The sequence below is a fragment of the Bacillus sp. V59.32b genome, assembly GCF_003429085.1.
In the GTDB taxonomy this organism is placed as follows: Bacteria; Bacillota; Bacilli; order Bacillales; family DSM-1321; genus Peribacillus.
This window is the reverse complement of sequence record NZ_QVTC01000035.1, coordinates 1-13,807: the sequence shown is the minus strand read 5'-3', so window position 1 is coordinate 13,807 and position 13,807 is coordinate 1. Positions and strand designations below refer to the sequence as shown.

Annotated in this window: 11 protein-coding genes; 8 read left to right on the top strand and 3 right to left on the bottom strand. The window is 40.4% G+C overall.

Annotated features, from left to right (window positions below; translation table 11 throughout):
• Positions 1 to 73 precede the first annotated feature (73 nt).
• Positions 74 to 1,456 carry an NADP-specific glutamate dehydrogenase gene (gene gdhA / locus D0463_RS09365; RefSeq protein WP_117307143.1) on the bottom strand — a complete coding sequence of 461 codons (1,383 nt, stop codon included), beginning with the start codon at positions 1,454 to 1,456 and terminating at the stop codon, positions 74 to 76.
• Between the two features lie 201 nt (positions 1,457 to 1,657).
• Between gdhA and D0463_RS09360 the strand changes: the two genes are divergently transcribed.
• The 3 genes from D0463_RS09360 (at position 1,658) to D0463_RS09350 (ending at position 3,199) form a co-directional block, all read left to right on the top strand.
• Positions 1,658 to 2,116: a GNAT family N-acetyltransferase gene (locus D0463_RS09360; protein WP_117307142.1), complete on the top strand. Its 459-nt coding sequence runs from the start codon at positions 1,658 to 1,660 to the stop codon at positions 2,114 to 2,116.
• A 235-nt stretch (positions 2,117 to 2,351) separates the two neighbouring features.
• Entirely contained in the window at positions 2,352 to 2,870 is a 519-nt protein-coding gene (locus D0463_RS09355) for a YfiT family bacillithiol transferase (protein ID WP_117307141.1), read from the top strand.
• Between the two features lie 53 nt (positions 2,871 to 2,923).
• The gene (locus D0463_RS09350; RefSeq protein ID WP_117307140.1) at positions 2,924 to 3,199 is read left to right on the top strand and encodes a hypothetical protein; all 276 of its coding nucleotides are present in this window, start codon (positions 2,924 to 2,926) and stop codon (positions 3,197 to 3,199) included.
• Positions 3,200 to 3,247: 48 nt separating this feature from the next.
• On the opposite strand, the gene D0463_RS09345 is transcribed toward D0463_RS09350, so the two are convergent.
• A complete protein-coding gene (locus D0463_RS09345) occupies positions 3,248 to 4,816 on the bottom strand; it encodes a M3 family metallopeptidase (RefSeq protein WP_254052756.1) in 1,569 nt (522 codons plus the stop codon).
• A gap of 523 nt (positions 4,817 to 5,339) precedes the next feature.
• Entirely contained in the window at positions 5,340 to 5,507 is a 168-nt protein-coding gene (locus tag D0463_RS19350) for a hypothetical protein (RefSeq protein WP_160118391.1), read from the bottom strand.
• 320 nt (positions 5,508 to 5,827) lie between these two features.
• On the opposite strand from D0463_RS19350, the gene D0463_RS09340 reads away from it, so the two are divergent.
• From D0463_RS09340 to nirD, 5 genes are all read left to right on the top strand, one after another.
• Complete coding sequence (locus D0463_RS09340) at positions 5,828 to 8,797, top strand: S8 family peptidase (RefSeq protein ID WP_117307139.1); 2,970 nt, start codon at positions 5,828 to 5,830, stop codon at positions 8,795 to 8,797.
• A 154-nt stretch (positions 8,798 to 8,951) separates the two neighbouring features.
• Positions 8,952 to 9,680 (top strand): YqcI/YcgG family protein, encoded by a 729-nt coding sequence (locus D0463_RS09335; RefSeq protein ID WP_117307138.1) that lies wholly within the window; start codon positions 8,952 to 8,954, stop codon positions 9,678 to 9,680.
• A 173-nt stretch (positions 9,681 to 9,853) separates the two neighbouring features.
• Complete coding sequence (locus tag D0463_RS09330; RefSeq protein WP_117307137.1) at positions 9,854 to 10,318, top strand: ASCH domain-containing protein; 465 nt, start codon at positions 9,854 to 9,856, stop codon at positions 10,316 to 10,318.
• A gap of 623 nt (positions 10,319 to 10,941) precedes the next feature.
• A complete protein-coding gene (gene nirB / locus D0463_RS09325) occupies positions 10,942 to 13,365 on the top strand; it encodes a nitrite reductase large subunit NirB (protein ID WP_117307136.1) in 2,424 nt (807 codons plus the stop codon).
• A gap of 69 nt (positions 13,366 to 13,434) precedes the next feature.
• Entirely contained in the window at positions 13,435 to 13,764 is a 330-nt protein-coding gene (gene nirD / locus D0463_RS09320) for a nitrite reductase small subunit NirD (RefSeq protein ID WP_117307135.1), read from the top strand.
• Positions 13,765 to 13,807 lie beyond the last annotated feature (43 nt).

The window sequence follows — 13,807 nt, the reverse complement described above, 5'->3', positions numbered from 1 at the left end:
TCACATTGGTTAAGGGTGACGACAATGAGTCGCCACCCCAACATTTGACGGAGAACCTTCATTTTAAACGTTTTTAAATGACCCCTTGTGCCATCATTGCATCCGCAACTTTAATGAATCCTGCGATGTTAGCCCCAACTACGAGATTGCCGGGATATCCATACTCGTCTGCAGCCTTCACACTATTACGATAAATGTTTTTCATAATTTCATGCAGATTGGCATCCACTTCTTCAAATGTCCAAGGCAATCTCATGCTATTTTGTGCCATTTCCAACGCAGAAACAGCTACTCCGCCTGCATTAGCAGCTTTCGCCGGACCGAAGAGAATATTGTTTTTTAGGAATATATCAATGGCTCCTAATGTGGATGGCATGTTTGCGCCTTCACCTATCGCCTTAACCCCATTGTTAACTAGCATCTCCGCTGATTCCGCATCAATTTCATTCTGGGTGGCACACGGGAGAGCGATATCACAAGGAATCGACCAAATTCCGGAAAACCCTTCATAATATTCTGCTTCAGGATGTTCATTGACATAATCCGCAATTCTTACTCTCTCGACTTCTTTTATTCTTTTTACCGTGTCAAGGTTAATCCCGTTTTTGTCATAAATATAACCGTTAGAATCACTGCAGGCGACAACTGTCGCTCCTAATTGAGTCGCTTTTTCAATAGCGTAAATGGAAACATTACCAGAACCGGATACTACTACCGTGCTGCCATTAAAGCTGAGTCCTTTGTCTTGTAGCATTTCTTCTACAAAGTAGACAGTTCCATAACCGGTAGCCTCTGTTCTGGCCAAACTGCCGCCGTATCCAGGGCCTTTTCCCGTTAATACGCCTGCCTCATAGCCGCCGCGAATTCGTTTATATTGTCCGAACATGAATCCGATTTCCCTTGCACCAACACCGATATCACCAGCTGGCACATCAACGTCAGGCCCGATGTATTTGCAAAGTTCGGTCATGAAGCTTTGCGTAAATCTCATAATCTCACCATCGGATTTGCCTTTAGGATCAAAATCGGAGCCGCCTTTGCCTCCGCCGATAGGTTGTCCTGTTAAAGAGTTCTTAAAGATTTGTTCAAAACCTAAGAATTTAATGATGCTGGCGTTCACGGAAGGGTGGAATCTTAAACCGCCTTTGTATGGTCCGATACTGCTATTAAATTGTACTCTGAAGCCTCGGTTCACTCTAACTTTCCCTTGATCATCAACCCAGGGTACTCTAAATGTAATGATTCTTTCCGGTTCAGAAATCCTTTCAAGTATACCTTGTTCCATGTATTTAGGGTGCGTTGCAAATACGGGAATCAGGGACTCAAATATCTCTTTAACGGCTTGATGAAACTCGCTTTCATGAGGATTGCGCTGTTTTACCGCTTCATACACTTCTGTAACATAATTTTTCGCAATTTGCAGTGATTCTTGTTGTACTTCATTTAATGTAGCCATTCTGCTGTTTATCTCTCCTCGTTGTAAGATTCACCTTTTGGTAGCCATTGAAATTCATGACCTAAATGATAACCATTGTTAATGTATTCACAGGTATAAGATGTATTTTATAGTTTATAACAAATCAACGCAAAGAATAAATATTCTGATAAACTTTAATTTAGTAGACATCTTTTTGGACCACTTTCAAAGGAGAATGGTATGCAGATAAGGAAACTTAATGTTAATGAGAAACCGCCCATGGATTTGTTGTTGTTGGCTGATCCGTCTCAAAAACTTGTGGATCAATACGTAAAGCGGGGAGAGTGTTTTGTAGCTGAAGATCATGATCAAGTGATTGGCGTTTATGTATTGCTCCCTACAAGACTTGATACAGTGGAATTAGTGAATATTGCGGTTGCGGAAAGCATGCACGGAAAAGGGATCGGGAAGCAGTTAGTAAGAGATGCTGTTCGAACTGCCAAGTCAAAGGGCTATAAGACAATTGAGGTTGGGACCGGCAATTCCAGTATCGGGCAAATAGCTCTTTATCAAAAATGCGGCTTTCAGATCGTGGGAATTGACCTTGATTTCTTCATTAAGCATTATGATGAAGAAATCTATGAGAATGGGATACAGTGCCGCGATATGGTGAGGTTGTCGCAAGATTTATTTACATAGGGGGACATCGAATTGAAAATAACCGACTATCTCGGCACTCACGATCATCGATGATGAAGATTACCAGGAAGGTCTGGAAAGAATGAGGTTCGATGTGAAAAACGATCCTGCCAAAACCATTGTGCATGACTTTGCTGAGTTGTTTTGTATAGCAGAAAAACGATAATCTCAGCCAGAAGTATCAACTATTAATGAATAAGAATAGATTCGCAATCAGTGAGGAGGAGGGTAAGCAATGGATTTACGTTACCCAATCGGAGAATTTAACCACAGGGGCAGCATCACCCTTGAGTCAATAAACGAATGGATTAAAGAAATCGAAATTGCTCCTGAAGATGTAAAGGAAGCCGTTAAAGGCTTGGAAGACGATCAGCTTGATACACCATACCGGCCGAATGGATGGACAGTTCGGCAAGTGGTTCATCACCTTGCCGATAGCCATATGAATGCCTATATTCGTTTCAAGTTAGCTTTGACCGAAAATAATCCGACGATTAAACCTTATCAGGAGTCAGAATGGGCTGAGCTTCCAGATTCCGAGTTACCTGTAGAAGTTTCAATCATGTTACTAGAAGCACTGCATACTAGATGGGTAACTCTACTTCGTTCATTAACTTCAACTCAACTTGAACAGACTTTTCAGCATCCGGATTCAGGAATAGTGCAAGTCGGTTATAATATAGGACTCTATGCATGGCATGGCCGTCATCATATTGCTCACATCACGACACTGCGAAAAAGGTCAGGGTGGTAAGGCAATGTCGAGCGGATTTATCCTGCATGTATGAAAAAAGGGGAAAAAGATCTATGTCATTTCTTGATTTAATATTCAGTTTCTTCGCTGGCGGATTTGGACTTAGCGAAACTCTAGACACTAATAAGATAGATAAGCATATACAAAAGCTTAATCAATACGATTGGTTTAAAGCCATATATGAAGATGAAAAATATAATCGATTGTTTTTTGTGAATAAACACGTTCGAAAGTATCTGCAAAGCCGTTTCAGGGTCAATAATATGATTAAAAGCCAGAAGGCTCAGAGAAAGTTTTTAACATTCCTTACTAAGCAGAAAGATTCATAAATTCTGAAGAATCCATGAATCTTTCTGCTTTAGCATTTAGGAAAAGTTTCAAAGCGAAGCATACAGCTCTATATCGCTGATTAGGCGATCTAAAGATTTTTGCCAGAACGATGGGTTCGATAGGTCAATGCCAAAGTGCTTCAGCACTAACTGCTCTACCGGTGAAGTACCCGTTTCCCTGAGAAACCTTGAAAACGCAGTTGAAAAATATGCTTGGTCTTTTGCGAGTTCTAACATCCCCAGACTTAATAAGAAGCCGAATGTGTAGGGGTAATTATAAAAAGGCACGTCTATTTGATAAAATTGATCATACTTCATCCATACATAAGGTTCATACGAGTTTAAGCTTCCACCGTAAGCCTCTTTTTGGGATTGCTGCGATAACGCCTCTATCTCATCTGCGCTTAATGGGGAAACTGCTCTCGCTTCATGGAATCTTTTTTCAAATAGAAAAGCACCCCTGATAGACATAAGATAATTGAGGCTGCGTGCTATTTTCCAGCCTAACAATGATTTTTTTAAAGCCAGGTCATTAGTTCTCTGGATTATGACATCAACATATGCAGTTTCAAAGAAAATCGAAGAGGTCTCAGCAACAGTCATTTCGAATTTGTCCTCTAAAAACGAGAGTGAGGGCGTATTGTTTAATTGTAGATAATGCCAAGCATGGCCTAGCTCATGGGCAAGTGTTATGGCACTATCAAAACTTTCATCGTAATAAAGGGTTATCCGCGATTGTTTATCAGTAAGAAAAGGGATACAAATACCACCACGTGGCTTTGATTCACGAGGTTGTGCATCAACCCAGCCATTGCTAATTGCTTCAACAACAAACCTTGAAATCTTTGGATCGATTTTTTCAAGCGCATCAGTTATTTCCACTGCGGCATCTGAAAAGAGAATATTGTAAGAAAAATTTTGAGCTGATGCCATTAATTCATGCCAAGTTAACCGGTCTTTATTTGATTCTTGAGCTTTCTTTTCAATGAACTTTGTCAACTGAGGAAGATTTTCGTCGACGACGCTCCACATTGTATGAAATGATTCACGGGAAAGGCCATTATCTTTCAAGGATTGTTCAAAAGAATCTCCCAGTCCGGTTAACATCATCGATTTTTGTCTCAATCCGATCATTTGATTATAAACCGAGGCAAACAGATTAGATTGATTTTTTAACGTTTCGTTTAATGAATGAAATACCTTATTTCTAATTTCAGAGTCAGAATATTTCATAGCGATTTGATTCGCTTCACTAAAAGAAAGTTCTTTTTCTTCTACTTTAATTTGCAGATTGCTGTGCAGTTGAAGATAAATATCTTCGTATCCTCTTAGTGCTTCCATAGTCAAACTCGAAATCTCGCTGTGATTTTGAAGTGAGTCCTTCTTTTTTGATATGTATGCAATCATGATTCGTACATCTGCTTTAAGCGACGAAATGTCCGAACGGATGGTTGTTAAAAAAGAGGGGGCAGTGTTTTCGACAGATAAACAATAATAAAACGATTCTGCTTTTTCAATTCTTGGAATTAGCCCGGTAAGAATCGAAATCTCCTTATCGCCAAAGTTAATCGGTTCAACTTTTTTCAATTCAGCCAAGTTTACTTTTACATTTTTCAATTCGATAAGAAGCGATTCTTTACCGGATCCTTTGTATAGATTATTTAGATCCCAACGGGGTGGTTTATCTATAGGCTCCAAGATAGTAAGCGCCTCCATTTCTAATAATATAATGATTAAATATTCCTTATAAATTATTATCTTCTCAATTTCGTGAAATTTCAATTGCCGAGGTTTTTTAGATGTTTTTGGACTTAAAGGGAGAACTAAACATGCAGCCGATGGCGGGAATACTATACTCAGGTGGCAGCATCAAACTATAAACGTCTTAAGACCATTGTCGCCGATGTGGGACAAGAAGAATTGAATTATAAAGGTCCAAATTAGTCATATAACAGCATTGCACAATTAATCAGGCATCTTTTGTGATGGTTTATTGAAAAAGGCCGAATTTCCTTACCATAGGAAAACTCGGCTTTTTTTGTTGTGGAATTTTGCTTAGCGTATGTTCATTCAAGAAAAGGGTACCGAGAAAAAGAATTATTTCCGAATTAAAAAACTTTATTGAAGCATGAAATTCCTTTTAACTTAGAGAAAATATCCATTTTGCTTTTACTAATATAAAGAGAATTATAGCAACAATCATCAATTCTAAATGAGTCACTTTATTATTTGTTTCTTTTCTCAATTTTTTTCTATACTCATGCTGAATTTTAAATATATTTTTTTTATTTTTCTTGCGTCTATCCATATTAGTACCACCTATTTTAAAATCATATGATTATATGATTTTAAAAACAAGCTAAAGGTTTACACAACTGATATGAAAAAAATATTGCTTAAATGAGAAATTGTTAAGGAAAAATCACGATTTACAAGTTAAAAAAGAAGGGGATGAAAACCCCCTCCTTTTACTTTAAATAAATAAATCATAGAATTCAACATATACCGATCGTGTTGGTTAAGGCCATATTTTAGAAACATATTTATTTTAGAAATCTATTCCAAATATGTTTTTTTCATGGTTTAATAGCAAGATAAAGGCTTTTTACTATATTTGGGAGGTTCCATATGAAAAAAAGAAAGATTAGTTGTCTGATTGCTTTCGTCCTTCTGTTCACTTTGTTCTTTGGGCAATTGCCACATGCAAAAATACACGCAGAAGTAGTTAGTGAGACGGAATTATCTATTGGTAGTCAAGTGGATTCAACGATCAACAGCACAGATCAGGTTCAATGGTATAAAGTGGTTCCTTCGGAAGAAAGCATCGCCGATTTCACCCATTTTCGCATTAAGCTTGAATCAGAAAAAGAGTTAAATGTTTCTGTTTATTCCAGCTTGGAAAATGCCAAAGACAACAATACTTTTGACCGTTATATGGGATACACCTATGAAAATAGTCCGGCACAAATCGACTTTCCGATTGCGTGGACAGGCCCATACTATGTAAAAGTAGAATATTACGGTGAAGAAGCTATTGAAGCTGAAGCTGTTGAAGGAGGAACACCTGCAGAACCGGTAGTTACGGAAGCCTCCTATACCATAAATTATGAGGGTGTGACCTTGCCCCCAACCAATCAGGCAGCTGTAGAAGAATGTCCTGTTGAATTAAGTACTAAAGAAAGAGAGAATGGCAAAAGTATTTTAAAAGAATTAAGAACGATTCGGGATACACTGCTCTCCAAAACGGAGAAAGGACAGGAACTATCTTCTTTATATTATAAAGCGGCTCCTTACATAAGCGCCAAGATCGTATTGAGCAAAAGCACAAGGGAGGATGTGTATAAAAATTTAGTCCAATTAAAACCCTTATTTGAAGATGTGGCCAAGAACGGCAGCGATAGCAGCTATGAAATTACAGATAAAGATCAGGCTGCCATCAATGACCTTTTCACAATCTCGAGAGATGCTGCACCAGACACTTTAAAAAGCAAGATGGACCAAATGGCCACTGAAGTCAAGCTTTCCGCTCTAAGCGAATTGCCAGTATCAGCTATTTTGAACAGAGCTAAGCTATCTCAGCCAAAAGCAACTGACATCCCTGAAAATCGCTATATTGTAAAATTGAAAGATACAAAAAAGCTTAGTACATTCAAAGCAAAGGTAGATTCATATGGAGTCCAATCCATTGATCCTTTGAACGGAAAAACTTCGGTTTTTGAAAATATGTATGTCATGGAGCTGGACGATTCCGATAAATCTAAAGCAAGCGTATCCTATTCTAAAGCAAGCGTCGATAAAGTTTCAAATCTTCCCGAGGTGGAATTCATTGAGCCGGTTCAGCAATATCATGCGTTATCAACCGATTCACAGTATCTATATCAATGGTCTTTAAAGAATGATGGTGAAAAGGGTATAAAGGATGCGGACATTCAATATGAACCGCTTAAAGAATTAGTAGCTGCGAAAAGCCTGCGCGATACTACGATTGCGGTCATCGATACTGGCGTCGACCATACGCTTGCGGATTTAAGCGGATCAATAGAGGGTATTGGAAAAACCTTTGTTGATGATACATCAGACGCAATGGATGATAACGGACATGGCACTCATGTTTCGGGAATAATCGCAGCAGCAGCTGACAATCATTATTCCATGTCAGGAATTAACTCCAGTGCCAAAATACTTCCTGTTAAAGTCCTTGATGCCTCAGGGAGCGGGGATACGGAAGATATTGCCTATGGTATCAAGTATGCAGCTGATAATGGAGCTAAGGTTATAAACCTAAGCCTGGGAGGTCCATATAGCAGGACGATCGAATATGCCCTCCAATATGCGTATTCAAAGGGTGTAACAATCGTTGCTGCAAGCGGGAATGAAGGAATGGATGAACTTTCCTATCCCGCCTCATCCAAATATACAATATCCGTTGGAGCGACAAACAGCCTGGATCTTGTATCGGACTATTCGAACTATGGCAAGGGATTGGATATAGTTGCACCCGGCACAGACATTCCAAGTATAGTTCCAGATGGAAACTTGACATATATGAGCGGCACATCGATGGCTGCACCGCATGTAGCGGCAATTGCCGGAATTTTGCTGTCACACAACCCAAAGTTAAAACCAGCTGAAGTTGAAAAGCTTTTAACGGATACGGCAAAGAATGTTGCTTTTGAGGAAGAAGACAACCAGCTTCCGCCAGAAGTAATCATCGTGAATCCGGGTTACCCTGAAGATGAGGAAGACGAAGAAGATGAACGATATCCTATCGAACTGCCTACTGTACCTGGATATGATTACGTATCCGGATGGGGAAGATTAAATGCTTTTGGTGCTGTAAGTGCAGTTGAACTAAATACTAGCGTAAACCCGATATATAGCTATCACCCAAGTGTTACCGGTATAGCAAAAACCGGTTCTGTTGTAAAGGTAATGAGCGGAGAGACCAAATTAGGAGAGGCTATAGCTGATGGAACAGGTAAGTTCTCCGTGAAAATCCCCGGCCAAAAGTGGGATGAGGTCTTGCATGTTGTAATGATTAACACTAACGCCAAAGCTGAAACAACGATAAGGGCCGTGGTCCAAAAAGATATTACCCCGCCCCCTGCACCAAAAGTTACGGCCGTAAGTGACAAAGACGTAGTGATAAAAGGCAGCGCAGAAGCCAATTCAACCGTAACCGCAAAGGCAGGAACAAAAATAATCGGTTCCGGCAAAGCAAATGACAAAGGGGAATATCAATTTAAGATAAGCAAGCAAAAAGCTGGCACGATCATAAGCGTGACTGCTAAGGATGCGACGGGTAATGTGAGTAAAGAAACCAAAACAACCGTGCTCGATAAAACTGCACCACCTGCACCCAAGGTAAATACGGTAACGAATGCGACAACGCTCGTCAAAGGGAAAACGGAATCAAGTGCCACCGTTACTGTAAAAGCAGGCAAGAAAACGATCGGAACTGGAAAGGCGAATAGTAAAGGTGACTACTCTGTGAAGATTGCGAAGCAAAAAGCATACACCTTTTTAACAGTCACCGCAAAAGATCGTGCCGGGAACACGAGTACTGTTACCAGAGTATTGGTGAAAAAAGCGAAATAATAATGAAAGCCTGAAAAAAGGAAGAAGATGCCGTTTATTCAACGCATCTTCTTCCTTTTTATTCATCCACATTCCAGGGCCTTATCCCCACAATTTGTTTACATTTTTTCTGGCTGGGGTAATACCTATACATCTAGACGATGAGGTGAAAATAATGACGGTGACGAATAGTTATTTGTTTACAAAGGAAGATATGGTCAATCCGGATTTAGTACCTGAGTGGGTATTAAAGGAGTATGAAAATTATCGTAAAGTCGTGACAGATCGGACATTCCCTTGTTATTTTGGGATGTCAGCGGAGAAGAAGGGAGAGCTTCGTTATTCCTATATCAGCCATGATGACTGGACTCAGCTTCCTCAAACGATTGAAGAGTTTATTTCACTGTTTGACGAATCGAAACCTCTTGTGCGACACGGGTTCTTTCTTTTCGTGGAACCGGAGAAAGAAGAAAAATCCGTGGAATATTACAGGGAGTATTTCTGGAATATTCTTCAGTATTTGCATGAAAAGGATGCTAAGGCTTGGCCAGCGGATTATCCGCAAGATCCTGACCATCACCTGTGGGCATTTTCCTTTGCCGGGGAGCCATTCTTCACTTTTGGAAACGCTCCGGCTTATAAGCAGCGGAAAACCAGGGATTTAGGGAACAGCCTGGTGTTAGGATTCCAACCAAGAAGAATCTTTGAGGGCCTGGAAGGAACATCCAGAGGTGGCTTTATGTCCCGTGAAAAGGTAAGGGAACGCGTGGAAAAATGGGATGGTCTTCCGAAGCATCCGAACATCAGCCATTATGGAGATCCAGAGCACCGGGAATGGAAACAATACTTTATTGGGGATGACATTAAACCTATCGAAGGAAAGTGTCCTTTTCATCATAAATAAGTGTTATGTAAAGGGAGCATTGCATCAATAGTGATGATGCTCCTTTTGTCGTTCCGTTAATTTTTGTATAATAAAATGAGAACTGATGATTTTGGTAGATAAATAGGCAAGATTACAAACGCAATTCCTTTATAATCGAGGTTGTACAACAGGTTCAAAAGAGGAGTTTTATTATGGTACATAAATCAGTGAGTCAAATGTGGGAAAATTATTTAAAAACACTGGAAAAGAGCAAAACAAAAACCGCTGCCTATACTTCCTGGCATTTTTCCGCCAATGAAAAAGATGCGAACGAGTTAGCCGCTTTAGTCAGAAATAACGTTAAAACGGCCACATCGTCTTTACATATATTATATGAGATGGAAGGCGTAAAACTTCCTCAAAAAGGTGAACTCAATATTATTACAGACTGGGATGGAGTCGCTCAAGCGATAACGGAAACCGTAAATGTATCGACCATTCCTTTTAAAGAAGTGAGTGAAAATTTCGCTCGAAAAGAAGGAGAGGGAGATAGAACTTTGCACTATTGGAGAACGGTGCATATAGATTTCTTTACGAAAGAACTTGCGAATATGAATAGAGCACTTTCCGAGGATATGTTGGTTGTTTGTGAGGAGTTTAGGCTCGTTTATAAATAAGTACTTAGAGGTTGGTTTTTTGGAGGGAAAATAAAAAGCACTCGTTTAAAACAAGCGCTAGTTTAGGTTCCCGAATTTATAACTATGAATCTACCTGGTATCTATTCTACTGGTGTAAGTTCTGAAAGATTAACTAATTTTATAACATTATCTTTCTTGATTTCGCAATACCCGCTCTCGTAAATCCAATGAATGGTATAGATTTCTAACTCATAAAAAACTTTGCTGCCTATGGTTAACAGAAAAACGCCCCCTGATTTAGAAGGAAACCTAATTCACAGTATAAGCATATAGCCCTATATTGTTCAACGGTAATTTAAGTACAGGAGACCATAAATTGCTAGTATCTCATTTTGAGGGTCAGTAATTCCATAAACTTAATAGTATTTCCGTAAAATTCACACTTAATTCCGTAATCTTAATATTTATTTCCGTAAAAGGATTCCATCTAGTATAGATTTGACAAATATGTGAAAAGATTCACAACGCAGTGTGAATTGTGACTTCCATCACACTCGTTATAAAGCATAACTTTTACAATAAGGACATAAACAAGGTAGTAATCAAAGAAAACCTTAATCTCATATCTCTTGTGAAATATCGAGCAAAGTGGAGGGAGCTATATGGAAAAGCAAAAGCTAGTTATGATTGGAAATGGCATGGCCGGGGTACGTGCGATTGAGGAAATCCTCAAAATAAATCGGGAAGCCTACGAAATAACGATCTTCGGAAAAGAACCGCATCCCAATTATAATCGCATTCAATTGTCAAACGTCTTGCAAGGAGACACAACGATTGATGAGATTATTATGAATGATTGGGACTGGTATCGCGCCAACCATATTCAATTGCATACAGGTGAAGCCGTCACGAAAATCGATACAGCAAAAAAAACGTTGTTGACTGAAAAGGGACTCTCCGTGGAATATGATAAATTGATTATTGCAACAGGCTCGCTCTCGTTTATCCTTCCTATTCCGGGAGCTGATAAAGAAGGTGTCGTCGGTTTTCGTGATATCCAAGATTGTGAAATGATGATCAAGATGTCAAAAAAATATAAGAAAGCTGTTGTTATTGGCGGGGGCTTGCTTGGATTAGAGGCAGCAAAAGGTTTATTGAATCTCGGCATGCAAGTTGATGTTATCCACCTTATGGAACACCTGATGGAAAAACAACTCGATCCGACTGCTTCTGAAATGCTGCAAAAAGAATTGGCAGCGCAAGGCATGAACTTCCTGATGCAGAAGCAAACGACCGAAATGTTTGGCCGGGAACGCGTTGAAGGGCTTCGTTTTAAAGACGGCACGGAAATTAAAGCAGATTTGGTCGTTATGTCAGCTGGAATCATTCCTAATATCAAGCTTGCCAGAGAAAGCGATATTTACGTGAACCGCGGCATCGTCGTCGATGATTATATGGAAACAAGTGTACCGGATGTATATGCGGTCGGCGAATGTGCCGAGCATCGGGAAATCGTCTACGGAATGGTTGCTCCTCTTTATGAACAGGGGAAAATTCTTTCAGAAAACCTTTGCGGTAAAAAAGAAAAGCCATATGAAGGCTCCGTAACAGGCACACAGCTGAAGGTATCCGAAATTGACCTTTACTCTGCGGGAGAAATTTATGATGATCCTGCTACGAAGGCAATCAAGGTTCATAACGAATTTGAAGGCATCTACAAGAAAGTTTTATTACGCGGCAACACGATTGCAGGGATCGTTTTATACGGAGACACGAAAGACAGCTCACGACTATTTCGCATGATGAACCAGAAAGAGAATATAACCGATCTGACAAATATCGCTTTCTTGCAGGCAGTGAACGCCGGAGAGCAGGCAAATGATGTGGCTTCCATGCCTGATGATGAGCTAATTTGTGGCTGTAATGGCGTAACGAAAGGGACAATCGTAAATGCCATTCAAACACAAGGCCTTTCAACAGTTGAACAGGTTGGCGGCTGCACAAACGCAGGCAGGTCATGTGGCCGATGCAAGCCGCAAATCTCGCAAATCCTGGAATATACGTTAGGCGATAGCTTTGATCAATCTGCTCAAAAACAGACCCTTTGCGGCTGTACCACTTATAGCCGGGATGAGGTTGTCGCGGAAATTCGTGAAAAAGGGCTCACTTCTATTAAAGAAGTCATGATGGTCCTTGAATGGAAGAATGAAGAAGGCTGTACAAAATGCCGGCCTGCTCTGAACTATTATCTCGGTATGATCTATCCAGAGTATCGCGATGACCGTAATTCCCGTCTCGTTAACGAAAAAATGCATGCCAATATCCAAAAGGACGGCAAGTATTCTGTTATTCCAAGAATGTATGGCGGTGTGACATCCGCAGAAGATTTACGGAAAATTGCAGAAGTCGCCGATAAATATGAAGTACCTCTCGTCAAATTAACGGGCGGTCAGCGGATTGGATTATTCGGCTTGAAGAAAGAAGACCTCCCAGATGTTTGGGAAGAGCTTGGGATGCCATCAGGCTACGCTTACGGAAAAACCCTTCGCACCGTAAAAACCTGCGTTGGCTCACAATTCTGCCGGTTTGGGACACAAGATTCCATGAGCCTCGGCATTGAGCTGGAAAAGCGTTTTGAGCGTGTAGATACACCTCATAAATGGAAAATGGGCGTTTCCGCTTGCCCGCGCAACTGTGCGGAAGCTGGAGTCAAAGATGTCGGCATCGTCGGTGTGGACGGCGGCTGGGAAATCTATGTTGGCGGTAATGGGGGAACGGACCTGCGCGCCGCGGATCTACTATGCGTACTGAAAACGGAAGAAGAAGTATATGAGATAATCGGTGCCTATATGCAATACTATCGTGAAACGGCCGTCTATTTAGAACGTACAGCCAAGTGGCTGGAGCGGGTAGGATTGGAACATGTTAAAGAAGTGTTGGCCGATGAAAAAAAACGCCGTGAATTAAACGAGCGCTTGAATAAAACAATAGAACGTTATGAAGAACCATGGAAGAAAGCGATCGATGAACAACCTATCCAGAACCATTACTATACAAGACGTTCTGTGCCTGTCATAATAAAATAATTTAAGTAATGCCGGACGGATCAAACACCGTCCGGCTGCTTAATAAAAGAATCTGAAAGGAGAATGATTATGATTCCAACATTAACCCGCCTCGAGATTGCAAAATACTCAGAGCTTCCTGCACTAGTAGGGCAACCTATTAAGATAGGCGACGAAGAGATTGCCTTGTTTCGCCTATCAAATGGAGAGGTTAAAGCGATAGAAAATAAGAGCCCTCATCCTAAAGGAGGAATCCTTTCTGACGGCCTTGTCAGCGGACATTATGTGTACTGCCCGCTGTACGATTGGAAAATCTCGTTGACAGACGGAAACGTACAAGCGCCGGACGAAGGGCATGTAAAAACATATGATATACAATTGGAAGAAGATAAAGTATTTCTTTTAAATAGGCTCTGTTAAATTCCATTGTTGATTTTCAAATGGTCATGGAATCTACTCGCTT

Bases quoted from the DNA above. Each gene is read 5' to 3' on its own strand.
- nirB (WP_117307136.1), top strand. From the start codon at position 10,942: ATGGAAAAGCAAAAGCTAGTTATGATTGGAAATGGCATGGCCGGGGTA.
- D0463_RS09360 (WP_117307142.1), top strand. From the start codon at position 1,658: ATGCAGATAAGGAAACTTAATGTTAATGAGAAACCGCCCATGGATTTG.
- D0463_RS09350 (WP_117307140.1), top strand. From the start codon at position 2,924: ATGTCATTTCTTGATTTAATATTCAGTTTCTTCGCTGGCGGATTTGGA.
- nirD (WP_117307135.1), top strand. From the start codon at position 13,435: ATGATTCCAACATTAACCCGCCTCGAGATTGCAAAATACTCAGAGCTT.
- D0463_RS09355 (WP_117307141.1), top strand. From the start codon at position 2,352: ATGGATTTACGTTACCCAATCGGAGAATTTAACCACAGGGGCAGCATC.
- D0463_RS09335 (WP_117307138.1), top strand. From the start codon at position 8,952: ATGACGGTGACGAATAGTTATTTGTTTACAAAGGAAGATATGGTCAAT.
- D0463_RS09340 (WP_117307139.1), top strand. From the start codon at position 5,828: ATGAAAAAAAGAAAGATTAGTTGTCTGATTGCTTTCGTCCTTCTGTTC.
- D0463_RS09330 (WP_117307137.1), top strand. From the start codon at position 9,854: ATGGTACATAAATCAGTGAGTCAAATGTGGGAAAATTATTTAAAAACA.
- gdhA (WP_117307143.1), bottom strand. From the start codon at position 1,456: ATGGCTACATTAAATGAAGTACAACAAGAATCACTGCAAATTGCGAAA.
- D0463_RS19350 (WP_160118391.1), bottom strand. From the start codon at position 5,507: ATGGATAGACGCAAGAAAAATAAAAAAAATATATTTAAAATTCAGCAT.